This is a genomic window from Ruegeria sp. YTSA064, from assembly GCF_059610325.1.
Window position 1 is genome coordinate 128,510 of record NZ_JBXWNK010000003.1, and the last position, 25,739, is coordinate 154,248.

Here is a 25,739-nt window from a genome sequence, read left to right on the forward strand (position 1 = left end):
AAGTAGACCCAGAGCTGCAAATCAGTTGCTGAAAGAGGAATTTGGTGCCGCTTTTTTAGCTAGAACTCAGTCGTGACAACTCGGCCCGAAGCGGTCTTCCGACTACGGTAGCTGTCGCTGCGGTGCGGCCCGTCAGAGGAGACATTCGCCGCAAGCGCGAAGTTGAGCACTCTGCGAACCGGAAGTTTGCAGACTTTGCTGCCGTTTGCCTTTTCGGGACCAAAGATTGCAGGCAGCCCTAAGCAGACATTCATCTTGGAGCCGCGCTGCCATGGGAGCTCATGAAGTTCGGGCGGGTTGCGGACCTTCTCCGCAGGTGCGATTGGGTTAGTTCAGGAGATTGGAAGCATACGTTCATCCAAGTTCTTTCCTGTCAACCAGGCAGAGCGCGACGGGAAAGAAGCTCAGGCATGGCCATTTCCAAGGCTCTTACTTTGCTCTGGATGACTTCCATCACCTGTTTGGCAACAGACGGCGGGCGCAGGTGCTTTTGCCGGATCAGCTGGCAGCTTCGCCAGCCTTCTCCGGTGTCGATCGGCCGGAACACAAGCCCGGAATGAGCGCTGAGTTGCGCGGACAGGGCGGGTAGAATCAGCACCCCCAGACCCGCCCGCGCCATGGCTTCCATGGTCATCAGCCGGGATGCTTCGGCAGCGTAGGTGAACTCCGCCCCCACGGTTTGCTCAAAAATCCCGATTGTCCGGTTGGCGGAGGTATCCGCCGGCGGCCGGATGAGCTCGAAGGGCAGGATATCCTCAATGCTGACAGATCTGGTTTTGGCTAGCGGGTGATCCTGAGGGCAGACAAGGCAGGGGCGGTCGCAGAGCAGGAATGTGCAGGACAGGGCCGCGTCCCTGCCGGTCATGGAGGTCAGCGCAAAATCCACTTCGCCCGCGCGCACCATGTCGTAAACCCTGTGATCGTCCACTTCGCGGAACACTGGGAATACCCCGGTTCCAGACCGGCGAAGCTCTGCTGCTGCCGGTGCCAGAAGATGCGCGACCAGCGAGGTCGGGGTGGCGATCTGCAGGGTGTTCCGGCCACCCTCTGCCACCGCGCGCGCCTTGTCGAACAACAGTTTGGCAGATTGCTCGAGCCGCTCCAGTTCCGGCATCAGGGCCTGCGCTTCGGCGGTTGGCAGCACAACGCCGCGGCTGCGCTCGATCAGGCGGACACCGACAGTCTCTTCCAGGCGTGAGATGTGCTGGGTCACCGCGGGCTGGGTCAGGTTCAGCGTATGCGCGGCCTGGGTGTAGCTTTGCATCCGTAGGACGGTGAGGAAGCTCTGGACGAGTTTCGGCGGCAGGTCGGGGCGGCGCATAACGGGGGCTTCTCTACTATCATGAATTTTTATTGGATTCATCTTCCATAACGCATCAACACTATTCTCGACAGTCGGGGCAAAGCAAGGGCCGCGCAGGTCGCTCGCAGATCCCGTCAGAAAACGCTGCCCAGGCGGCTGACCGTGTGAATTGGATTGGAGAGCATTGCCATGAACATCAAAGACATCCACATCACGCCGCTGCGGCTGGAAACGCGGGTTCCATACGTCTGGTCGCAGGGTGTCGAGCATGCCTTCACCGTGAACCTGATCGAAATGGAGGCCGAAGACGGCACCATCGGCTATGGTGAGACAACCGCCGCGCCGGATGCGGATGCGCAGAAGATCATCCTGGACAAGCTGGCCGGATCCTACACCGGCCGTTCCGTTTTCGGCATCACGGCAGCGCAGGAGGATGCCTACCGCCGTCATTTCCTGGTCTTTGGCGGCAATATGCAGCGCTATGCCAATCAGCTGTTCTGCGGGCTGGAGATGGCGGCGCTGGATCTGCAGGGCAAGCTGACGGGCCGCCCGGTCTGGGAGCTGCTGGGCGGAGAAAAGCGCAAAGATGTCGGGTATTTCTACTTCCTTCAGGGGCAAACCACCGAAGAGCTGGTGGCCGACGCACGCGCCGGAGCCGAAGCAGGCCATCCGATCCTCTACCTGAAAGTCGGGATTTCGGCTGAGTATGACCTGGCCAATATCCGCGCCATCCGGCAAGCCATTGGGCCGGACCACCGCCTGCGGCTGGACGCCAATGAAGGCTGGCCGCCCGCCCATGCGCTGCGCATGATCAATGCCATCGCCGACTGCAACATCGAATATATCGAGCAGCCCACCACCAGCCTGTCGCTGGCGCCGCTCAAACATCTGAAGGAACGCTCTCCCATTGCATTGGGCGCGGACCAAAGCGTCTTTACCCTGCAGGAGGTCTTTCACGCCTGCGCCAATGGGGTGGCGGACATGGTAGCCGTCGGCCCGCGTGAGATTGGCGGGCTGAAGGGGATGATGAAGGCCTCGGCCATCTGTGAAGCGGCCGGGATCACCCTGTGCATCCACTCCAGCATGACCACCGGCATCACCACCTGCGCTGAACATCACATCGGACGGGCCGCGGCCAATCTGGATGATGGCAATCAGATCATGTGGCAGCTGCTGAAGGATAATATCATCGCCTCCCCCTGCCTTGAGCCGCAAAAAGGTATTCTGTCGCTTGAGGGGCGTCCCGGCCTTGGTTTTGAACTCGACTTTGATGCCGTGGCCAGGGCGGCCGATGCACACCGTGCATATGCCAAGGCACAGGGCGGAGCCTGAACATGCCTCAGATCAGCACCACAGAGCTGGAAACCCTGGCCTGCGCCTAGCCGACCTTCGTCCTGCATTCTCAATGCTGCGCCAGCAGCCTGCTTTGCGGACATTCGCTGCATTCGTCATTTTTGGGATTACTCAAACTCACATTTCGCGGGCAAAGCGCCAGTTCGTTGCCATCGCAAAGGATGCCCGCTTATCTTCACTAATCAGACCTCGGCGAAATCAAGATACGTATAGATCGATAACTCTGCGGGCCTCAGCGATCACGTCTTCTCGAAATGCGGCTGGCTCATGGACCTCGGCCTCAGAACCCAGCGATAAAACATCACGAACGGCCTTCACTCCAACCTCCATGTGTACGTTCACAGAGAACCATCCTTTTCGTTTCGGAATCTGAACAGGCGACTGCAATACAAAGCCCAATTCGTTTAACATGCGCAAGCCTGTTGAACTGACCCGAAGCGCGACTTGTTGAGACTTCAGCCGACGCTCGAAATCTGCGATCCAGCTGTGCCAAAAAGCGCTGACATCAAAAGTCTTCGGGCGTAAAAATGTTTCATCAAGAACCTTGATGCTCCGGACATTTGCAATCTTGTAGACACGTGGGGTTTCGAAGAGCGCGACAAGATACCAGTTTCCGGCTTTCAGGACAATCGCCAAGGGTGACACGACACGGTCCACGACACCGTTCCAGCTCTCGTATTCTATCGACAGTCGCCTTTCATTCCACACGGCTGAGGCAACCTCAGGCACAAATGGAGCCGTGGTCTTCTTTTGATACCAACCCAGCGGATCCAACAAAAACCTCTCGGAAACAAGAATGGCCTGATCGCGCGTCGAGCCCGAGAGCGACGCCATGATTTTCAGCTCTGTCTGGCTCGCGGCTTCCAGCAAACCAAGATCATCCAATGCGGAGCCAAGCCCCGCCAGCAGCAGGCTGCGCGCTTCATCCGCATCAAGGCCTGTCAATCGGGTTTGGTATCCATCCATCAACCGATAGCCACCGTTGCGCCCCCGCTCGGCATAAACGGGGACACCTGCGTAGCTTAGCTGATCGATGTCCCTGTGAATCGTGCGCAAGCTGACCTCAAATTCATCGGCCAATTGCTGCGCAGTCATCAGGCCGCGGGATTGAAGGCGTAACAAAATTGACAGTAAGCGAGAGGATTTCATCGGCTCTCCGAAAAAAACATGACACGTTATGTCGGGTTATTTCTCTCATAAGCTGTCATGTCACGGAAAAAAGGAGAAGCCATGCACACCGATCGCGACCCCGAGGCGACAACCGCTATCCAGAATGATTTTGACTTCATGTTCGGGTCTTGGACCGTACAGCACAGACGCTTGAAGGAGCGGTTAACTGGCTGCGATGACTGGGAGGTTTTCGCAGGCCTTTCGCAAACGCAGCCAATCCTCGCAGGCAATGGAAATGTTGAAGACAACCTTGTCGAGCTTCCCGGACAGCCTTATCGCGCCATTGCCTTGCGCAGCTTCGATCCAGGTTCAGGGGAATGGGCGATCTGGTGGCTCGACGGTAGATCGCCCCACAGGCTTGATACACCGGTAAAGGGTGCATTCACAGGAGATATCGGAGAATTTCGCGCGCATGACGTGTTGAATGGGCAGCCCCTCATCGTCAGGTTTCTTTGGAAAAAAGGGGCGGTTCCGCGATGGGAACAAGCTTTCTCGACTGATGATGGAGCCACTTGGGAAACCAACTGGACGATGGACTTCACACCGATTGCCTGACGAAAGACCGAGTTCTGTGGGATAACGGACTTTGAAACCGAGCGCAGCATCGGTCAATCTGGGCTCTCTATTTCCGCGGGGACAATTGCAGCATTGGCGATATTGGGTCGTGCCGAAGCTTTCGAGGACGGCCCATTGCTGCCATTGTCCGAGGATTATCGATGCTGCAGTGCGGCCCGTCGGAGGAGACATTCGCTGCAAGCGCAAAGCCGGAAGGCCAAACGAGGTCTGGACCGCGGACGAAGCTGCATTTGAACTTCATTTGATCAATGTCGGCTAAGCGGCAACGGAGGAACGCAGCTTGATGCTTTGCCCTCCGATACTGCTACCAACGTTGAAGTTGCTGGCAGCCTGGCAAGTATAGTAGTCAGCAACAGCGATTTCGGCTTCTTGATGTTGACCCTGAAAACAGATGGTAGCTGGTCGATGGACGCAATAGATGCAGAGGGGAAAACCCGGAATCGATGCCGTCTTATAGGGCGTAAGCTTTCTTGCGAATGACGCAAACTGAGTGTCGCTTGAAAGGTTTCGTTGCCGTCACTTGCGGCTCAAAGCGACCCTTGAATCGATAGTGGCGATGCTGCGTCTGTAACCCGTATTGCCGACATTCGCTGCAACTGCATTTTTCGTAATTGTGCACGTTCACGTACTTCAAACAATTCAGTCAGCGCTTGATCAGCAAAAAGTGTGTGCCAAGGTGTAACTTCTCATCGCGGCCATGGTTTGGCGCCCGCTGCCTCCCACTTGGGAAATTGCTGCCGCAACCCCCTGCCGGGCAGTGGATGATGGGCGCGGATCACGGTGCTGTCGATCATATGCAGGTTGTGAGGAACGGCTTCGCTTTGGTTCAAAGTATCCATGTTCGACTCCCATAGCAGGGCTCACAAGTACAGACCTGACAACACCGTTTCGGCGGATCAACAATTTTGCGCAAAACCGCTTGACTGGGAAGGCCCCGTTACCGAAATCCTAACCCTAGCCGACGTGTTGCTCGGCGACGATTTCCCCAAATCTGTCGAAAAACTTGGCTGAAAGTTTTTTTGCAGTCCCTGCAATCAACCGGCTGCCCAATTGCGCTATTTTCCCGCCGATTGTGACCTTGGCACTATAGGATAAAACCGTTTCCTCGCCCTCAGTGCTAAGACGGACATCCGCTCCCCCTTTGGCAAAGCCTGCAGCGCCACCTTTTCCTTCACCAGTCAGTGAAAACTCATCCGGAGCTTTGGAGTTGTCCAACGTCACTTCGCCGCTGAACCGAGCCTTGACCGGGCCGATTTTGAGCACAACTTTGGCCTCCAAGTGCTCGGGAGAATGCTGGATCAATTCCTCACAACCGGGAATGCACTCACGCAACACATCCGGATCATTTAGCGCTCGATACACGACGTCACGCGGAGCAGAGATACGGATTTCGTCATTTAGTTCCATTTGAGAGTCCTTTACTCAACAGCATCTTGGGAAAACGCGAAGTGCGGTCTCGGTCGCCTCTTCCGGGGTCTGTTCCTGCTTCACAGTCCGAAGGGATTGCAACCATCTACGCCATTTTTTCATCATGCGACGTCTCCTCGGAATTGTCTGAATTCCGCCAGAGGATGATCTCTGCGAGGATCGACAGGGCGATTTCGTGCGGGTCGATTCCATGGATATCCAGACCGGCCGGTGACTTGAGCCGACTGGTTTGCTCAGCGGTCAATCCCTGCGCTTCCAACCTCTCGCACAACACCTTGGCCTTGCGGTGGCTCGCGACCATCGAAACGCGTCGTGCTGGTGATTCAAGCGCAGATTTCAGCGCTGCGCCATCGCCCTTCCCTTGTGAGGCGACCACCGCGAAATCGCGTGGTTCAACCCCCAATGCGTTTAGGTCATTTGGATCAAAACCGATGAATTCCACCGAGCTTTCGGAACCTTCAGGCAAACAAACACGCAACCCGATCAGCGCCGCGTGCGCGGCAAGCGCGTTTGCAATCGGAGATTCTCCGAAAATGATCAAGCGCGGGGCGTGCTGATAGGGTTCGATCAGCAAATCGACCGTTCCGCCCGAAGGACAACCGCTTTTGAAGGTCTCAACACCATCCGGGTCTGTCATCGCCACTACCTTGTCTGAAGGTTTCACGCGGATCATTTTCGGAGTTCCACCCGCAAGTGCCTCCTGCGCCGATGTGCGTACAACGCGCTGCACGCACGCTCCGCCCAGATGCCCCAAAATACAGCCGTCCCGCATGATCACGGCCTTGCCACCTGCCTTGGCCGAAGTTGCGTCGGCAGTGCGAAGGACCGTTGCCACGCAAAAGGCATCGCCCTTTTTGCGCAACTCCTCAATCTTGTCGAAAATGTCGAAACCTGCCATCGACGTGTCCTTTCACAGTTTTCGGAATTTGGGTTCCAACGCCGCCAGCGCGTCGAGCGTGTTGGCCGGTAGGTGCGCATCCAGATAAGGTTCTGCTGCCTGCATAGCGGCGGCAATGGGCTGATAGTTTTTCCATCCTTTAAGAGGATTCAGCCAAACAATCCGCCGCGCCTTGCGCCGAATCCGAGCCAGAGCATCTGCCAGGGCCTCAGGCGACTCGCTGCAATAACCGTCTGAGAGGATCAATACGATCGTCCGCCCGTTCAATGCACGGGCACCGTATCCGTTCAGAAACCTCTCAAGGCTTCCCGAGATGTCTGTCCCACCGCCGAACCCTTCGGCCATGAGTGATAACCGACCGGCTGCGCGCAGCGTGTCATGATCGCGCAGCGCATCAGTCACCCGCATCAAACGGGTGTGAAAGAGATAGGCGTCCGCCTCTGTTCCACTGCCGATCAGACCTTTGAGGAAGGCTAGAAAAACCCGCGAATAGACCGTCATCGATCCACTAACATCGCACAACGCCACAATCCGCAATGGGCGCGGCGGACGGGCGCGACGGTACAGGTCCATTGGTTCTCCGCCCCGCGCAAGGCTGGCCCGCTGTATGCGACGCATGTCCAAAGCAGGTCCTCGCAGCGCCTGTTTGCGCCGACGCGAGCGCCGGTCGCGGATAGCGCGCGCGATGGCCGTTGCGGCTTGTTCGGCCTGGCGCAGCGCATCTTCATCCATCAACTCGCGCAAATCCCGGCGCGACAGGTTGGCCGTACGGGTCGCAATCAGCTTCCCGTCTCTCCCCAAAGCCTCCCCATCGCCGGTATCAGGTGCGGCGGCCTGATCCGTGCCGGTCTCGGTTTTCTGAGCATCCTGGCTCTCTTGCTGCCAGATCATCGGCTTGGCGGATTGAACCCGCACATGCGCGGTTTGGGCAGTTCCCGTGCGTTGCTTGCCGGTGTTGAACCAATAGGCTTCGAACAGGTCATCGAACCGCCGCCAATCGTCGGCGTCGCCGGCCAGCAACACGCAAAGTGCCTGCTGGGCCTGTCTGACATCCGTCGCCTCAACCGCCGCCAGCGCGGCCAATGCATCCCCCGTTTCAGCCGGCCCGACGCGCAGTCCGTTCATACGCAAATGCGCGATGAAAGCGGACATTCTTTCCGACAAACCAGATGCGCGTGCGGGGAACCGGGTGACCTGCATCACGCCACCTTTCCGATCAGGCGATCCGTCACCTCGGGCGGAGCAGCGTCGTAGTCGGCAGCGGTTTTCAGAAGGCAAACAAGGGTCGCCTGAACCTCTTCGCGGGACTGCGCCATGTCGTTTACACCCAGCCCCGAAAGGGCCGCCGCCCAGTCCAACATTTCGGCAATGCCAGGGGTCTTCTCCAAGTCTTCTTTGCGCAGCGCCTGCACAACGCCAACAATCTGGCGCGCCAACAGCCCTTCAACTTCGGGCATGCGGGCTTTCAGGATCGCCATTTCCGTTTCACGCGATGGGTAGTCAAGGAAACTATACAGGCAACGACGCCGCAGTGCGTCCGAAAGATCCCGCGTCCCATTCGCCGTCAGGATCACGATGGGCCGCGAACGCGCCTTGATGGTGCCAAGCTCGGGGATGGTGATCTGAAAGTCCGACAAAATCTCAAGCAGATAGGCCTCAAACTCCTCATCCGCCCGGTCGATTTCATCGATCAGAAGAACAGGTGGTTCTTCTTCGCTGATCGCTTCTAGTAAAGGTCGCTTCAGCAAATAGTCATCAGTGAATAGCTGGGCCTCCCTGGTGCCACCCTGTGCCTCGCTTGCACGAATAGCCAGCAACTGGCGCTGGTAATTCCATTCATATATCGCGTGGCTGGCATCCAACCCTTCGTAGCATTGCAACCGGATCAACCGCGCCGCGCGTTGTGCCGCCAACGCCTTTGCAACCTCTGTTTTTCCGACCCCTGCTGGCCCTTCCAACAGTAGCGGACGCCCAAGCAACTGCGCCAGATGAAGCGCCATCGCCAATCGGTCATCGGCAACGTAGCCCACCTCGGCCAAGCCTTGCTGAATGTGCTGCAAGCTCATGCAATTCTCCCGGATTGCCGCCGCGCCGTATTCCAGCGCGGCAGCTTTTCCTGTTAGCCGTGCATTCCCAGACCGTTGGCGATCTTCCAGATACGCCAGTGGTCATGCGGCATGTGGCTCTGAACAAGGCCAAACGGACGGAAGGCATCATGCACCGCGTTCGAGAACGCAGGAACGCCACCGACATTCGGGCTTTCGCCAACGCCTTTTGCACCGATCGGGTGGTGCGGAGACGGCGTCACCGTGTGATCGGTGGTGTAGTTGGGCGTCTCCCAGGCGGTGGGCAAGAAGAAGTCCATCAACGTACCGGTCTTGACGTTACCCATCTCATCATACGCGATTTCCTGACCCATAGCGATTGCCAGAGCCTCGGTCACGCCGCCATGGACCTGACCCTCGATGATCATGGGGTTGATCCGGGTCCCGCAATCGTCCAGCGCATAGAACTGCCGGACCTCCCATTCGCCGGTATCGACGTCGATTTCCATGACGCAGATATAGGCCCCGAATGGGTAGGTCATGTTCGGCGGGTCATAGTAGCTTACGGCCTCCAGACCGGGTTCCAGCCCCGGAATCGCCTGATTATATGCGGCAAAGGCGATTTCTTTCATCGTCTTGAACCGCTCAGGCGCACCTTTGACCGAGAACCGATCCACGTCCCATTCGACATCGTCGTCGTGGACTTCAAGCAAGTAAGCCGCGATCATCTGCGCCTTGGCACGGATTTTGCGGGCGGCCATCGCCGTTGCCGCACCGGCCACAGGTGTCGAACGAGACCCATAGGTGCCAAGCCCATAGGGCGCGGTATCAGTGTCGCCTTCTTCCAGCGTGATGTCATCGGCAGGCAGGCCGATCTCGCTGGCGATAATCTGGGCGAAGGTCGTTGCATGACCCTGCCCCTGACTGATCGTCCCCAACCGTGCGATGGCGGAACCCGTCGGGTGAATCCGGATTTCGCATGAGTCGAACATTCCCAACCCAAGGATATCGCAGTTCTTGACCGGTCCAGCCCCGACGATTTCGGTGAAATGCGTCAGGCCGACGCCCAGCAGTTTGCGGGTCCTTCCGGCTTTGAAGTCCTCGATCCGTTGCGCCTGTTCCGCCCGCAGACCTTCATAGTCGATAGCTTTCAGCGCCTTGTCCCAAGCGGTGTGGTAATCGCCAGAGTCATACTCCCATCCCAGCGCTGACTGATACGGGAACTGATCTTTGCGGATAAAGTTGATCCGGCGCAACTCGGCCGCGTCCATGTTCAGCTTGATGGCCAGTACCTCGATCATCCGTTCGATGAAATATGCGGCCTCTGTCACCCGGAACGAACAACGATATGCAACACCGCCCGGTGCCTTGTTGGTGTAAACCCCATCCACAGCCAGATAAGCAGTTGGGATGTCATATGACCCGGTGCAGATGTTCATGAAACCAGCCGGAAATTTGGTCGGGTCGGCACAGGCGTCAAATCCACCATGATCCGCTGTTGTATGGCACCAGAGACCAGTGATCTTGCCATCCTTGGTCGCAGCTATCTTGCCCTGCATCCAGTAATCGCGGGCAAAGGCGGTGGACATAAGGTTTTCCATCCGGTTCTCGACCCATTTCACCGGCTGGCCGGTGACAATCGAGGCGACGACCGAGCAGACATAGCCCGCATAGGCGCCAACCTTGTTGCCAAAGCCACCACCGATATCAGGGCTTATCACCCGGATATTGTGCTCGGCCAGACCCGAGATTAGCGACACAACAGTCCGGATCGCGTGGGGGGCCTGGAAGGTGCCATACAGCGTCAACTTGCCGGTCACCTTATCCATCGAGGCAACACAGCCGCAGGTCTCCAGCGGGCAGGGATGGGTCCGATGGTAATAAACCATCTCTTCGGCCACAACATCGGCCTCGCCCAGAACGGCTTCGGTCGCGTCCTTGTCGCCTTGCTCCCACGTGAAAATGTGGTTGTGGTGTTTGCGCGGGCCATGCGCGCCCTCGGTCTGACCCGCAAGGTCTTCACGCAAAACTACGTCCGATTTCAACGCCTCGAACGGGTCGGTCAGGACCGGCAGTTCTTCGTAGTCGACCTCAACCAGCTCTGCCGCATCGGCAGCGATGTACCGATTTTCGGCGACGACATAGGCAACTTCCTGACCTTGGAACAGAACCTTACCATCGGCCAGAACCATCTGCTTGTCACCTGCCAGCGTCGGCATCCAGTGCAAACCCAGCGGAGCCAGATCCTCGGCTGTCAACACAGCAACAACGCCGGGCACGGCCAATGCGGCCTCTTTGTTCACATTGACAACGCGGGCATGGGCATAAGGCGAGCGGACGAAAGCGCCAAACAGCATCCCATCCAGCTTGATGTCGTCGACATAGTTGCCCTTGCCTTGGGTAAAGCGCACATCCTCGACGCGTTTGCGCGAGCTTCCCATCCCTTTGAGATTGGCGGCGCGTTCTCCGGGGGTCATGGTTTGTTCGTTCATTCCGCGGCCTCCTTCTGAGCGTTCAGCATCTCAGCCGAGGCGGAGATCGCTTTGACGATGTTCTGATACCCGGTACAGCGACAGAGGTTCCCCGCCATACCAAAGCGGATTTCTTCCTCGGTCGGATTCGGGTTTTCCTGCAACAGGCGATGCGCGCGGGTGATCATGCCCGGCGTGCAGAAGCCGCATTGCAGCCCGTGATGTTCGCGGAACATTTCCTGCAGAACGCCAAGGCTGCCATCGTCATTGGTCAGTCCTTCGACAGTGGTAATATCGGCTCCGTTCACCTGCGCCACGAAGGTGGTGCAGGATTTGACCGACTTACCGTCGATATCCACGGTGCAGGCACCGCAATGGCTGGTCTCGCACCCGATATGAGGGCCGGTGATTTTCAGATCTTCCCGCAGGAAGTGGATCAACAGCGTGCGCGGCTCGGCCAGACCCTCGACTTCTTTTCCGTTCACGGTGAGTTTGACGTGCATTTTTGACATTGGTTCCTCCCCTCAACCCGCGCGGCTTTGCGCACGGTCGATGGCGCGGCGCAGCATCACGGCGGCCACGTGTTTCTTGAATTCGACGGGGCCGCGGTTGTCAGCGACCGGGTCGATCGCATCAAGCATTTCCGACACACAGCCCTCGACATCACCACCCGCCAAAGCACTGCTCGCGCTTACGGACCAGACGGGAGTGTCGGCCAGATTGGTCATCGCAACTGACGCCGTACCATTTCCAACCATCACTGCGGCGGCAGCGGTAGCGTAGTCGCCTATCTTTCGTTTTTGCTTTTCGTAGGCTTGCCTCACGCCGGATCCGGGAACCGGAATCGAGATGCGTGTCAGGATTTCCTCATCTCCACGGGCGGTGAAATAAGCAGCCTCGTAGAAGTCACGCGCCGCAACGCTGCGGTTACCATCGGGACCGGACAACTCAAACGTGGCGTTCAGGCACTGCATCAATCCCGGCATGTCATTCCCAGGATCCCCATTGGCGACGTTGCCACCAACTGTGCCCATATAACGCACTTGCGGATCAGCGATCTGCAATGCGGCTTCGCGGATCAACGGAATGGCGGTGGCCAACCCATCGTGGGTGATCAGCTCATGCTGTGTCACCATCGAGCCCAATTTGACGGTATCAGCACCAACCTCAACACCCTTCAATTCGTCGATAGCTTGAAGATCGACCAGATGACCCATCTCGGCCATGCGCAACTTCATCATAGGAATCAGACTGTGCCCGCCTGCGATGACGCGCGCCTCGTCTCCATGTTCTTGCAGAATGCCGATGGCCGAGGCGATATCGCCTGGCCGGTGATACTCAAAACCGGCTGGTATCATTTTCTTCCTCCCTGGGTCCGAGCGTTATGTCTTGGGGGACCTTGAGTAAGAAAAGAGTGGCGGGCTCAGGCGTTCCAGCCAACGGAAACAGGGCGCGCAGCTTGTTTCACGAAATGCGAATTGGCTGCACGAGATGCGATCAAAGGCCAAGCGCCTCGCGAATGTCTGTTAAACGGGATCGGCTGACCGGTACCTTTGTCAACGCGTCGACGCCGTCGAAATAACAGGTCCCATTATCCTTGTGACGCTCAAAGCTTGAGACGTGCTTTGGGTTCACCAGATAGCTGCGATGGGCCCTCAGAAATCCGTCAGGTTCCAGGCGCGATTCAGCCTCGGTGATCGACCAAGGGCAAAACAGTTTCTCGGCATCTAAATAAAGAACGGTATAGTGCCCCTCGGCCCGGATGGCGGCGATGCGGTTGGATTCGGCGAAAAAAGTCTGGCCCTCGCGCTCGAACGGAACCCCGGCACGCAGGGCTGCGGGTTCTGCAGGACGTTCGGGTGCAGGCGTCTCCTTAGGTTCGATGAACGAGATTCCCGTCAACAGGAACGCTCCGCAAATCAGAAACACCGAAACCGTGACACCCATCGCCAGAACCTGATTGTCTAGCGCAGGTCCTGCGCCACCGGCGCTATCGCTGGCGACAAAATCGGTCAGCCCGGTGGCCACAAAATGCATGGTAAACACGGCCAGCCCAAAGCAGACCGTGCCCAAAAGAATATTGCGCTGCGTGCGATTACCATAGGCGACCCAGATGGCCGCAACCGACAGTATCACCGAAGCCAAAGTCGCCAACACCACATCCAATGCATTATAGACGGGACGGCACAGCTGCATTCCAGCCATTCCGATATAGTGCATCACCACGATCCCCAGGCCCACGATCACCCCAGACCCGATCATGATCTGGGGCGTGCGCGGGCGAAAATGCAGCAGTAAAAGCGCCAGTCCAACCATCAGGATCGCGACCAGAGCAGAAATCAGTGTGATCAGAGCGTCATAGTAAAACAGGATCGGCAGTTGCAGACCCAGCATGGCGACAAAATGCATCGACCAGATGCCGCCACCCAGAATGACTGCCGCCAGAGCAACCACAAGCTTACGCCGCTGACTGTCAAGCTGGGATGCACCATGGGTCAGATACAGCCCGGTAAATCCCGCCATCAGCGACACGGCCAAAGAGGCCGCCACAAGCCAGGCGTTGTGCGAATAGTCCAGCATATAGGTGTACCCGCCCTCCCCAGCGCGTGTCTGACGTTAGCAAACTGAAATTCCCGGCACAATCTACTCTGGCCGGACTGCAGCAGCACGCGCAGAGGAATTCGAACCGGTCTCAGTGAGGCTTGCAAAGCTGTCTTGTGTCCGTCACCGAGTTCGCGCCATTCGGCAGCAGCGCTGGAACGTGTCTGCACGAAAATGTCCTGGCTAGAGAGGGATCGCTCTTAGTTAAAGTGATCGCGGATCTAGGCATGAAAGGTGGCGATTACTGGACATTCAATTCAAGTTGCGTCCAAGCAAGCTTCACCGCTACAGACATTTTACCCGCCGACCTATCCAGATGCTCTCGATGTAGAGTACGGGCCAGACCGGAGTAAAGATCCAATAGGCCTGAAGGCTACGTGACCAAATAGGCGCTAACGCGTTTGAACACTTCGCGAATACACTGTCCATCTTCGGATCACTATATCGCCTTGCGACCGGCCACGTGACTTGTTGTCCAGATCTCAGGCCGTGCCTCAGCCTGCCAACAGATAGGGGATTTTCCTTGTTGAAGCACAGTGCTGACAAATCGGCTGCGCGTCGGCTTCCAATTTTCCTTTTCAAGCAGAAGATAGTTCGCGAAGTCCGCTTTGGGCTGGAAGAGGTAGCTCGCGGCCCAAAGGAGACATTCAACCGCTATCGGTAATGCTGCGGCGCGGCCCGTCAAACCTGCCATTCACCGCGGGAGAGAAATCGCAAGACAGGCAAACTCACAAAATGCGTACCTTCCTGCGCTTCGAAACTCGGACGCTAACAGGTCGAACAAATGATTTCGCCCACAGCCCATCGCAGTGACATAATTCTCTTGCTTTACAGGAGCCATTAACACACCGTTTAGGCCGCATCGCGATACAGCAATGCGGCCGTCGAAGCTGCTGTTTTCATAGTCACAAGAAGCTTGTGCGACTTTACACTACGCGATCTGGTTGTGATCAATCACATCAAAGGAAAATTCATCAACCGTAAACATAGTATCACCGCTTGCGGCCAACTCCACCGCGTCAAAACTCGTGCGGCCCAACGAACCTTGGAAATCACCGTCGGCGGCGTCCGCGATCAGCGTACCCACAAGCTCTCCGTCATCGTAGAACGCAACCTCCACTTCGCCGTTTCCATGACTTTCGTCGAAGCTAAACATGAACTCCACCGCCTCAAGATCCGCGTCCTCCAACGCGATCATCAAGCTTTCATCACCGTCGACTGACCTGGCTTCGCGTCCGAAGATCGGATCGTCGAAGGAATAGACACCTATCGCGCCATGCTTGGTGGCGACAAACTCGAAATTGGTCGGGTCAATCGCATCCACCTTAATACCAACATCCGAAAATTTGAGACTTTTGCGCACGGGACCAAGCCGGTCGACATCCACAACTTCGCCATCGATGCTCTCGAATGCTAAGGTTCTGAACCACCCATCTGCCTCGAACTCGACCGCCAGTGTCTGTGTGTCGGGCAGAAACAGGCTAGTCAGCATCGGGTCATGATCCGACGCTCGCGCGCTGGTTGCAGCAAATTCCGAATTGACATGGATAATGTCCACCAATGCGCCGGCATACAATCCCTCGGAGACCAGAATATGGTCTAACGATTGGCTGTTTCCCTGAAACTCGAAGGTATAGCGCTCGTCTTCCGGGATATCGTTTGTCAGGTTTACAAGGCTGGTGTTGTTTTCAAGATCGGCCACAGGTGAGACAAATTCGAATTCGTTGAAGTCACCCAATACAACCGCATTGGCCTCAGCACCAAGACCATTGACGAAGTCCTGCACCGCCTGACTCTGAGCCTGACGTTCATCCAGACTGCCATTCACTGTAACGTCCTCTTGACGTGCGGCAAAATCCTGTTCGGCCCCCAGAATGGGCGCGGATCCGCCTTTGGAGGAGAAGTGGTTGTTGACCACCGTCACCGTCTCGCCGTTGAAGACGAAATCAGCGACCAGCGGCAGGCGTGCGCCTTCGAACGCTTCGCCGGGACCTTGCCCACCGATGGTTTGCACCGATCCTTCAACCAGCGTGACACGCTCGGGATTGTACAGGAAAGCCGTGCGGATATTGCCGCCGGGCTGACCGCCCGATGTTCCGTCGCCGATGAAGGTATTGTCGATCACCTCATAGGCCGGACCACCTGCGGCAACGATGGCCGCGGCCAGCTCCGCAAGGGTCTCCGCTGCCGAAACGGTTCCGTCATCGACCGAGCCGGAATTGTCCTGCACCTCTTGCAGGCCAATGATGTCGGGGCTGCCCAGGTTGTTGGTGATCTGCGCGGCAATGGCGTCGAACCGCCCATCGGCCACATCCTGATCACCGTCGTCATCATTTGGATCGAGGTTAAGCACATTGTACGTCGCAATTGTCAGTTCATTGGCCGAACCGGCAATGTCGGTCGATTCCGGTTCCAATCCGGCGGATTGAATGTTCGGGGTAAAATCCTCGGTCGGCAGGATTTCGAAGTTTCCGAAACTGTACCCAACCACGCCTGTGACGTCGCCGAGAAGATCACCAACGTTTACCGTTGGGAAGTCAAAGTCGAAAATCCCGCTGTCTTCGTCGATCTGGATTTTTTCGGGGTTAAAGTCATCCGGCGAGATATTCAGCGTGCCGCGCTCGGAAAGACCCGTGGCACCGCTGCCCTGATCGGTAACGGCAAAAATCTCGCCAAACCGGCTGGTTCCGCTGACGGCTTGCAGATCGGTCGCCGTCACGCGCATGCCTTCGAGGCTTTCGAAGAAGTCGATGCCGTCCTGAATGGGTTCGAATGAGGCAAAAGCATCATCGTCGATGCTCTGGTTCGGAACTGCCCGTTCACCCGGATCATTGCCGATCATAACTGCATCTGGCAGGGTATTGCCTGAAGACTGGACTTCAAGATCGAACACATTCGTCAGCTGCGTACTCGACAGGTTTCCGCTGCCTGTACCGCCAGGGAAAAACTCAGCAACTGTTCCACCCACTGAAACTGCGTCTCCGACAGAGACAGTCGGGCTGGAACCAGTGAACACGAATATCGCGTCTGAGGTGGCATCATCACCGTCACCATCCGGGTCCTGCAAGTAAAACCCGTTGGAATCCACCGCTGTAACAATACCGCTGGTCGAAACCAAGTCGCCAAAAACGTTCGATGTGCCGGCGGGGAGGGTCTCATAAAACTCGGCAACGGTCTGCCCTTCGGCCAGAACAAAATCAGACACATGACCCGCACCCTGGATCTCGTAGATTGCAACGATTTCGATGTCGCTGGCCGAGACAGACACTTCCACGATAGGGGCGAGGATGCCTTCATATGCCGGGTCATCGGATGTGACAGAATGCTGTATTTCCGCGATCTCGGCCGCCTCTGGCAAATCGTCATCAACCGCGGTCACTGCAACTTGCTGCGGCTGATCAAAATTTGTCGCATCAAATACAAGCTCGGCCGGTACGACATCCAGATCAGCGCCCACCGCGATGGTGATTGTGACCGGTTGCGTAGGTGCGACAGACAATGTGACTTCGTATGTATCCGCCATGCCACCTTCATCGGTGGCAAGGTCCAAATCGTTGATTATAACTGAGGGCGACGATGTGGCATCAGTGACAGTGAAACTCGCCGGTTCGATATCGTTGATCCGTGAATTATCGGTCACCCAGTTTGCCGCGTTGTTGATAGCTGCCTGTAGCTCTGCCTTGTTGCCTGTAAGCGGACCATTATAGGCTCCGTTGTCGGTTTCGGGAATAGCCACAGCGCTGGTGCACACAGTCAGACCCGCGGGCAGGGCCGAAGTGTTTGAAGAAGTTGCGTCATCTTCATAACCAGTGCCGTTGAAATGAACAGACGCAACAAAAGACGGCGCGGTCTCGGTCCCCTGATAGGCATGTATCTGATCCCCGCTTGCAGAGAAGGATGGCCCCGAGAAAGCTGGATTTATTACGGTTCCCGCCGCGATATTTGCAGGTGCCGTCCAGATAAAAACACCCTCTGTACTGCGAAAACCGCCCGCTGCGAGCCAGCCATTGTCAGTAAATCTGATCTCAGTCCCGGCTTCGATGTCAGTCAGGGCAACGAAAGTGAACTCATCAGGGTTGTCAGAATTGAAACCGGTAAACGCAATATCGCCAGCAGCTAAAACGGTCGTCATGTCAGTACCTCTTTATAGATAAGAAAAAAGGCAGCGGCCTACGAGAGACTCGCCGTAACACAACCCAAGGTAGCGTACGCTAGAGGAATTAGTTAAAAAGTTGTGTACAATCGAACAATACGGCGGAGCTTTGCCGCTAGATGTTCGTCAGGCCGTTGCTCACATAAGCAACTGGTGAAAATCGCAATGTTTGAGCAGTTCTAAGTGCAGTCAGTACTTTGTTGGAGTTCATTTTTTATCTGCCAAGAATAGACCATCAACATGGCTGCGACCTAAGTGCCGGCTTTTAACCAAGTTTCGCGCATTGATTGCTATAGAAATGAAAATAGTAGCCCAAACCAGACACTCAAATGTGCCAAACGGCCCCAACCGGACCCGCAGCCCGTTGACTCCATGCTGCGGCGCGGCCCGTCGAACCTGCCGTTCGCTGCGAGCGCAAAATCAAAGGCTGCCTGAACATTCGACATGCGGACCTTGCGGCCATCCGCATTTTTGGCCCGGTGGGCCGCTCGCAACCCAAAGATGATATACAACAGCGATGTTTGAGTATTCTGGGAAGTTTAACACATCTCCTATTTAGGACACTTTTTTCGCAAATAGAGCGGCTTTCTTTATGACTCTGCGGATCTTCCCAAGGCCACACCATACCAGCATCGCCCGAAGCGCATTGAATACTGTCTGCAAAGAAACTCTGTGACTTCTATCTTATGCCCAGTAAACTCCGGTGTTGTGTGTGTTTCATTAGTTGGTGCGGGAGCTGCGAACGCAGGTGGGTGGAAAGAGGACATCGGAAGAGACGGGAAGTTCAGCGTCGTCGTCTGCACAAAGTTCGGGGCTCAGCGCGGATGATCAGCAGGCGCGGTTCGAAGCTACTGCGCGGGTTATGCAGGCGATTTCTGAGACCAAGGATGACATCCAACCAGTATGCGACTTGATTTTAACGCTGGCAAAAGATCTCTGCGATGCCATTTTTGCTGGTCTGGTTCTCGGGCAAGAAGGGGATGCGCGTCAGCAACTGATTGCCAGCGTCAATCTGCACCCGGATATTCAGCAGCTGTGGCTCGACGGCAAATACACGATGGAGCCAGGCAACTCCATCGTGACGGACACTATTCTCAGCGGTAAGACCAGGCGTGTTGTCGACATGGGCGACACCGATTTCCACAAATCGGGCGATGAGCGCTTTAAACTCATTGTCGAAACGCATGGGTGCAGAAGCAATCTGTTTGTTCCTTTGAAAGTGGGTGGCAGTGCAATCGGATGCCTGATGCTGGCACGGGATGAGGTGCGACCGTACTCCGACGATCAGGTCCAGCTGGTTGAAACTTTCGCCGCGCAGGCGGTCATTGCAATTGAAAATGTTCGCCAGTTTAGCAAGTTGCAGGTCCGTCTGGCTCGTGAAGGGGCAACGCGCGATGTGCTGGAGACGATCAGTCGATCTCGGGAAGATGAAGCGCCAGTCTTTCAGACGATCCTGGAAAACACGGCCCGGCTTTGCGAAACAGATGTAGCCACGTTGAGCCTGCTAAATGAGGCAGGAACTCATTTGGAATACGCGGCCCATTTTGGTGATCAATTGGCTACGTACAAGGTCGGCGTGGATCGCTGGTCTTTGGAGTCAAATTTACAAATTGCCGAGTCCGTGCGGCAATCGCGCGTTATTCACAACGTCGATTTGCGCGAGACAGACCACTACATCAATGGGGATCCTTGGCGCCGGCAACTGGTTGATGAGGAAGGTGTCCGTTCGTTTCTAACGGTTCCTTTGATGTCGGCAAATGGTGATCCCGTCGGTGTCATTGGGATTTACCGGCGTGAAGTGCGGCCATTTACTGAAGATGAAATCTCTTTGGTCGAGGGCTTTGCGGCGCAGGCTGTGATCGCAATAGATAACACCCGTCAAATGAAGGAACTGCACACTCAGTTAGAACGCCAAACGGCGACGCAGGAGGTTCTGAGTGTTATCAGCAAAAGCCGGGACAACGATGCGCGCGTCTTTGAAGCGGTGCTGCAGCAGGCCACGGAAATCTGTGACGCGGATCAGGCGGCACTGGTTTTGGTCAACGCTGCAGGAACCCATATTCAATTGGCCGGTGCATGGGGGCACGATAGAACCGACGTCGAATTGGGAGAAGAGTGGCCTCTTGATGGTTCAGTCACGGCGGCGGCGGCGATACGAAATTGCAAGGTTGTACGCGTCGAGGACATCGCCGACACTGAGTTCTACCGCTCGGGTGATCCTACTGCTGTTACAATGGTTGAGGTCGAAGGCATCAGGTCACGGGTTGTTGTGCCATTGATGCAGGGGGAACAGGCGATTGGTGCGATCGCAGTCAGCCGCCGCGAAGTCCGTCCGTTTTCTGATCCCGACGTGCAATTCATTGAAGAGTTCGCCAAACACGCAGTCATAGCGATAGAAAATACGCGCCAATTTCGAGAGGTTCAGGAACGACTTGAGCGCGAAAAAGCATCGCGAGAAATCCTCGAAGTCATAAGCCGTAGCCGCGACGACGAAAGGCCGGTTTTCCAAAGCATTCTCGAAAACTCCAGCCGTCTGTGCAAAGCGCCACTCGCCTTCTTGTGTATCGCTGATCACGAACGCGAGATCGCAACGATCCCAGCCAATATTGGTGCGAGAATCGATTTTGACGAAGCGCTCAAAAATTTTATGGAGCCACTTACACGCACTGAATTGATTGCGATCAAACCAATGATTGATGGCGAGGTCATTCGCCAGGACGATATCGCGGACGATCCCCTTTACCTCAGGGATCGTGACCCGAAACGGGTTCAGATGGTTGAGATTGAAGGAGCCCGCTCGGTTCTGGCGGTTCCGTTGATGAAGGATGGCACCGGTCTAGGGGTGATCGTGCTCTATCGCCGTGAAGTTGCGCCATTCTCAGACGACGACGTGGCACTGGTCCAAACCTTCGCGGCTCAAGCCGTTATCGCAATGGAAAACGTCCGACAGTTTCGCGAAGTTCAGGATCGCACAGCGGAAGTTACGCAGGCTTTGGAATACCAGACCTCTACATCCGAAGTGCTGCGGGTTATTTCGGCGTCACCAAATGAGTTGGCGCCTGTTCTCGATGCCATCCTCAAAGAAGCGTCGCGCATCTGCGAATTGCAGGATGCCTATGTTGCAATGTTGAACCCCGACGATCAGCTTTTTCATGTTCTTGCAATACTTACGCAGGACACGACCTTTGCGGAATATGTCAAAGCGCATCCTATTTCGCCTGATGAAAGCGGTGTAAGCGGGCGTGCCATACTGTCGAAACGCACCATCTATATCGAAGATGTCGAAACCGAGACGTCTTATACTTGGATGGAGGATAGCGGCGTCGGGGAATATCGGTCCGTGCTCGGGGTCCCGTTGGTCAAAAATGGCGAGGTTGTGGGTGTAATTTCGGTCGGGTCAACCGAGGTTTTGGGATTTTCCACCAAGCAGATTCAGTTGTTAGAAACCTTCGCCGACCAAGCGATTATCGCCATTACAAATGCCAACCTGTTCCGGGAAGTGGAAGAACGCACTGCCGAGGTCGTGCAGTCACTAGAATACCAGACTGCCACGTCAGAGGTTTTAGATGTCATCTCTCGTTCGCCTAACGATCTTCCACGGGTGCTAGATGCAATCCTGGAAGTTTCCTCACGCATCTGCGACCCAGAATATGCATTCTTTGCAATGCGGGATGCTGACGATGGGTTGTACCGTGTGGCCATGTCCCACAACGTGAGTGATGCGTTTCTTGACTATTTGTCAGACAACCCAATTGCCCCAGAGGAAGGCTCGTGCATCGGCCGCACGGCCCTTCACGGCAAGACTGTTTACATAAAAGATACAAGTAAGGATCCATCTTACACATGGAAGGTGGCGGCGGAGATCGGTGATTACCTTACCACCCTCGGCGTCCCCTTAGTCAGCGAAGGCGTGACCGTTGGTGTTATCGTCATGGCGCACCGGAAGCCCGGGGCGTTTAGCGAAAAACAGGTCAACCTGTTAGAGACATTCGCCTCCCAGGCTGTGATCGCCATCAACAACACCCGGTTGTTCAAAGAAGTGCAGGCCCGTACAGCAGAAGTTGAAGAAGCGCTCGACTATCAAACAGCCACGTCTGAAGTGCTGGGAGTGATCTCGCGCTCACCAAATGAACTCGATCCCGTACTCAAAGCTATTTTGCAAGTGGCGGTTCGCATCTGCAAACCCGAGGCGTCTTACGTCGCACTACTGAATGAAGAAACCGGAGTATACGACATTGCTGCGACCCATAATTCCGCCGCAGCTCATTACGACGTCATAACCCGTCAGGTGCTTGTTCCAGACAAGGGTACGACCACGGGTCGCGCCGCGCTGACAGGCAAAACGGTGTATATTGAAGATTTTGAGCACGACCCGGACTATGCTTGGAAAGAAGAAGCACTGGGTGCCGGATTTCGTTCGGCTTTAGGGGTCCCACTGGTAAAGGATGGGGTCACGCTCGGCGTGATTTCACTTGCTCATTCGAAAATTGGGGCGTTCTCGGACAAGCAGATAGCTTTAGTTGAAACGTTCGCCTCGCAAGCGGTGATTGCGCTTGGAAATGCGCACCTTTTCGACGAGGTGACAGCCCGAACTGAGGAAGTTGAGGAATCCTTAGAGTACCAGAAAGCCACAAGCGAGGTGCTCGAAGTTATTTCCCGATCTCCTGATGCATTGGAGCCTGTACTGGAGGCGTTGCTGGCCGTTTCGTCTCGCATTTGTCGCCTGCAGGATGCCTTCGTGGCGCTTAAGGCACCCGAAGATGGGAAGTACCATTATTTTGCCGGGCACAATTTGTCGGGCAAATTCGCGGATTTTTTAAAGGCGCATCCTTTTGAGCCCGGGGAAACATCGGCCACGGCACGTGCGCTTCTGCATGAACGGGCCGACTATGTTGAAGATACGCAAGCTGACCCTAATTACGATCCGCTGCTCAAATCCAATCTCGAGGGCTATCGATCCGTCCTTTCCGTGCCACTGATCCGCGATGGTGTCACAATCGGTGTCATCAGCATGGGCAGCCGAATAACTGCGGCTTTCGACGAGAAGCAAATCAAGCAGATGGAGACATTTGCGTCACAGGCAATCATCGCTATTCAGAACTCGCAGCTTTTTGATGACACGCAAACCGCGCTTGCCCGCCAAACCGCCAGTGCAGATGTGCTGCGGGTAATTTCTGAATCCCCAACCGATACCAAACCCGTGTTCGAGAAGATTGTTGGACTGGCGACGACGCTGATAGATTGCGACCTGGCAATTGCTATTCAAGCCAACAAAACCGAAATTTGGCAGGTTGCTGTCGCAACGCCAGAAGGTGTGGAAAAAGTCGAGTGGACGGATCGGCTTCCGATTGACCCCGAAGACAACCTGCCGTCCTGGGCAATCAAAAGCGGCAAGACGCTACACATGCCAAATTGGCGCTACGATGAACTACCGCGGCGCGACAAGAAGATATTTCGCGAGAAGGGCTTTAAATCGTTTTTGATGGTGCCCTTGATGCGTGGAAAAGACTGTTTCGGCAACTTGGTCTTTATTCGAAAGACGTCCAAGGTTTTTACCAAAGACGAAGTGTCCATTGCCGAGTCATTTGCCGCTCAGGCCATAATCGCGCTGGAAAATGTACGCCTGTTCAATGAAACTCAGTCTTCCTTGGCCCGGCAGACTGCGAGTGCTGATGTATTGCGGGTGATCAGCCAATCGCCCACGGATACAACGCCTGTTTTTGAGGTGATCGTAGATTCCGCGACACGGCTCGTTTCGTGCGACATGGCCGGTGCGGCGTTGTCGGATGAGAGTTTCTGGTGGCAAGTGGCTTTGGCCTCGCCCAACGGGCTGATACGTGATTTCGGAAGAACTCGGCACCCGCTGGATACGCAAGACAATTTTCTGTCGTCGGTATTGCTGTCTGGAAAAACCATGCATGTGCATGATTTGTCGTCGGGTGACTTGCCGCGGTTGGCAAAGAAGCTTCACGAAGAAAACGGGTTTGAAGCTTTCCTTGGCGTGCCATTGATGCGCGGAGGCAAATGTCTGGGCGGCCTCTATTTCATCAGAAAATCAAAAACACCCTTCTCGGATGACGATATTGCAATGGCCGAGTCCTTTGCCGATCAATCTGTTATTGCGATCGAGAACGTACGCCTTTTCCGCGAAGCTGAAGAAGCGCGCGAGGCTGCTGAAACTGCCAACGAAGCAAAAAGCGCATTCCTGGCCACCATGTCACATGAGATTCGCACGCCCATGAACGCGGTGATCGGGATGAGCGGCCTGTTGATGGACACAGAGTTGGATGCAGAGCAAAGCGACTATGCAAACACCATCCGCGATAGTGGTGACGCGCTGTTGGGTATCATCAACGAGATCCTTGACTTCTCGAAAATTGAAGCCGGGCAGATGGATATCGAAAATCATCCGTTCGACCTGCGCGAATGCATAGAAAGCGCTCTCGACTTAGTCAGCGGCAAAGCCGCTGAGAAACAACTCGATTTAGCCTATGAATTCGATGACGCGCTACCACTGGCGATTAGTGCGGATCTGACCAGATTGCGGCAAATTCTGCTGAACCTGCTTTCTAACGCAGTGAAGTTCACCGAAAGCGGCGAAGTGGTTCTGTCTGTTGAACAATCCGCCAAGGTAAAGGGATCGCTCGAACTAACGTTCAAAGTCCGAGACACTGGAATCGGCCTATCCCAAAAGGGCATGAGCCGATTATTTCAGTCTTTCAGTCAGGCAGATAGTTCAACGACCAGAAAATATGGCGGCACTGGTCTGGGTCTTGCGATCTCGAAACGCCTAGCAGAACTCATGGGCGGGACCATGTGGGCTGAAAGCGATGGCGAGGGGAGCGGTTCCACCTTTGTTTTCAAGATCCAGGCCAAACCTGCAAAGCCAGTTAAATCGTCTTCTCGCAGTCTTGTTGGTGTTCAGCCTGAACTCGAAGGCAAGCGAATTTTGATGGTGGATGACAATGCCACCAATCGTAAAATCCTTTCTCTGCAAACCGAGAAATGGGGCACGCAGACAACGACGTATGGATCTCCGTCAGAGGCGCTGAGCATACTTGAAGAAGGCGTCGAGTTCGATTTGGCCATTCTCGACATGCATATGCCTGACATGAATGGAGAAGAGCTCGCAAAAAGGGTTCGCGCCAAGAAACCGGGCTTGCCACTCATCCTTTTCAGTTCACTTGGCCCGCGCGATATAGACCTTGAGGATGGGCTCTTCACCGCCAACCTTGCCAAACCTCTGCGCCAATCCCACCTGTTCGATACCCTGGTCACATTGTTCGCGACTGAAAAGGTGCGCGTAGAGCCGTCCAAACCTCAGGGCAAACCACAAACAGATCCGGATATGGCCACACGACATCCACTGCGGATTTTGCTGGCTGAGGATAATTTGGTGAACCAGAAACTTGCGCTGCGACTGCTGGAACAGATGGGCTATCGCGCTGATTTGGCCAGCAATGGTGTTGAAGCGGTCGAAAGCGTCAACCGGCAAACATATGATGTCGTTTTCATGGATGTGCAAATGCCCGAGATGGACGGGCTTGAAGCATCTCGTCGTATCAATAAAGCGCATCCGGATGGCAGTCGTCCTCGTATAGTCGCGATGACCGCGAACGCCATGCAGGGCGACCGTGAGATGTGCCTGAAAGCAGGGATGGACGACTACATCACTAAACCGATCCGCGTATCGGTCCTAATTGAAGCCCTGTTAAATTCCCCCAGAATAAGAAGGTGATCC

Annotated in this window: 15 protein-coding genes; 3 read left to right on the top strand and 12 right to left on the bottom strand. The window is 55.6% G+C overall.

Annotation, left to right across the window (positions count from 1 at the left end):
- Nucleotides 1-373 precede the first annotated feature (373 nt).
- Nucleotides 374-1,573, bottom strand: coding sequence for a LysR family transcriptional regulator (locus tag AC2FI7_RS05505; RefSeq protein WP_496833281.1), 1,200 nt, complete (start codon nt 1,571-1,573; stop codon nt 374-376).
- Here AC2FI7_RS05505 and AC2FI7_RS05510 point away from each other — a divergent pair.
- Nucleotides 1,493-2,635 (top strand): mandelate racemase/muconate lactonizing enzyme family protein, encoded by a 1,143-nt coding sequence (locus AC2FI7_RS05510; protein ID WP_496815975.1) that lies wholly within the window; start codon nt 1,493-1,495, stop codon nt 2,633-2,635. The genes AC2FI7_RS05505 and AC2FI7_RS05510 overlap by 81 nt on opposite strands.
- Before the next feature lie 219 nt (nt 2,636-2,854).
- Here the strand turns inward: AC2FI7_RS05510 and AC2FI7_RS05515 are convergent, their stop codons facing one another.
- Nucleotides 2,855-3,805 (bottom strand): helix-turn-helix transcriptional regulator, encoded by a 951-nt coding sequence (locus AC2FI7_RS05515; RefSeq protein WP_010437386.1) that lies wholly within the window; start codon nt 3,803-3,805, stop codon nt 2,855-2,857.
- 81 nt (nt 3,806-3,886) lie between these two features.
- Between AC2FI7_RS05515 and AC2FI7_RS05520 the strand changes: the two genes are divergently transcribed.
- A complete protein-coding gene (locus tag AC2FI7_RS05520) occupies nt 3,887-4,381 on the top strand; it encodes a hypothetical protein (protein WP_010437387.1) in 495 nt (164 codons plus the stop codon).
- 707 nt (nt 4,382-5,088) lie between these two features.
- Here AC2FI7_RS05520 and AC2FI7_RS05525 read toward each other — a convergent pair.
- The 10 genes from AC2FI7_RS05525 to AC2FI7_RS05570 form a co-directional block, all read right to left on the bottom strand.
- The gene (locus tag AC2FI7_RS05525) at nt 5,089-5,241 is read right to left on the bottom strand and encodes a hypothetical protein (protein WP_010437388.1); all 153 of its coding nucleotides are present in this window, start codon (nt 5,239-5,241) and stop codon (nt 5,089-5,091) included.
- A gap of 115 nt (nt 5,242-5,356) precedes the next feature.
- On the bottom strand, nt 5,357-5,809 hold the full coding sequence (locus AC2FI7_RS05530; protein ID WP_010437389.1) for an SRPBCC family protein: 453 nt from the start codon (nt 5,807-5,809) through the stop codon (nt 5,357-5,359).
- Between the two features lie 106 nt (nt 5,810-5,915).
- Nucleotides 5,916-6,728 carry an XdhC family protein gene (locus AC2FI7_RS05535; RefSeq protein ID WP_010437390.1) on the bottom strand — a complete coding sequence of 271 codons (813 nt, stop codon included), beginning with the start codon at nt 6,726-6,728 and terminating at the stop codon, nt 5,916-5,918.
- 12 nt (nt 6,729-6,740) lie between these two features.
- Nucleotides 6,741-7,880, bottom strand: a complete 1,140-nt coding sequence (locus AC2FI7_RS05540; protein ID WP_238528747.1) for a vWA domain-containing protein — start codon at nt 7,878-7,880, stop codon at nt 6,741-6,743.
- A 47-nt stretch (nt 7,881-7,927) separates the two neighbouring features.
- The gene (locus AC2FI7_RS05545; RefSeq protein ID WP_010437395.1) at nt 7,928-8,794 is read right to left on the bottom strand and encodes an AAA family ATPase; all 867 of its coding nucleotides are present in this window, start codon (nt 8,792-8,794) and stop codon (nt 7,928-7,930) included.
- 53 nt (nt 8,795-8,847) lie between these two features.
- Nucleotides 8,848-11,265 (bottom strand): aerobic carbon-monoxide dehydrogenase large subunit, encoded by a 2,418-nt coding sequence (locus AC2FI7_RS05550; protein ID WP_496833282.1) that lies wholly within the window; start codon nt 11,263-11,265, stop codon nt 8,848-8,850.
- Nucleotides 11,262-11,756, bottom strand: a complete 495-nt coding sequence (locus AC2FI7_RS05555; protein ID WP_010437402.1) for a (2Fe-2S)-binding protein — start codon at nt 11,754-11,756, stop codon at nt 11,262-11,264. The genes AC2FI7_RS05550 and AC2FI7_RS05555 overlap by 4 nt, the downstream gene beginning before the upstream one ends.
- Nucleotides 11,757-11,768: 12 nt before the next feature.
- A complete protein-coding gene (locus AC2FI7_RS05560; protein ID WP_010437405.1) occupies nt 11,769-12,602 on the bottom strand; it encodes an FAD binding domain-containing protein in 834 nt (277 codons plus the stop codon).
- Between the two features lie 139 nt (nt 12,603-12,741).
- Nucleotides 12,742-13,824 carry an MHYT domain-containing protein gene (locus AC2FI7_RS05565; RefSeq protein ID WP_010437407.1) on the bottom strand — a complete coding sequence of 361 codons (1,083 nt, stop codon included), beginning with the start codon at nt 13,822-13,824 and terminating at the stop codon, nt 12,742-12,744.
- A gap of 952 nt (nt 13,825-14,776) precedes the next feature.
- Nucleotides 14,777-17,977, bottom strand: a complete 3,201-nt coding sequence (locus AC2FI7_RS05570; protein ID WP_496815979.1) for a DUF8508 domain-containing protein — start codon at nt 17,975-17,977, stop codon at nt 14,777-14,779.
- A 769-nt stretch (nt 17,978-18,746) separates the two neighbouring features.
- Here AC2FI7_RS05570 and AC2FI7_RS05575 point away from each other — a divergent pair.
- Nucleotides 18,747-25,736, top strand: a complete 6,990-nt coding sequence (locus AC2FI7_RS05575) for a GAF domain-containing protein (RefSeq protein WP_496815980.1) — start codon at nt 18,747-18,749, stop codon at nt 25,734-25,736.
- Nucleotides 25,737-25,739 lie beyond the last annotated feature (3 nt).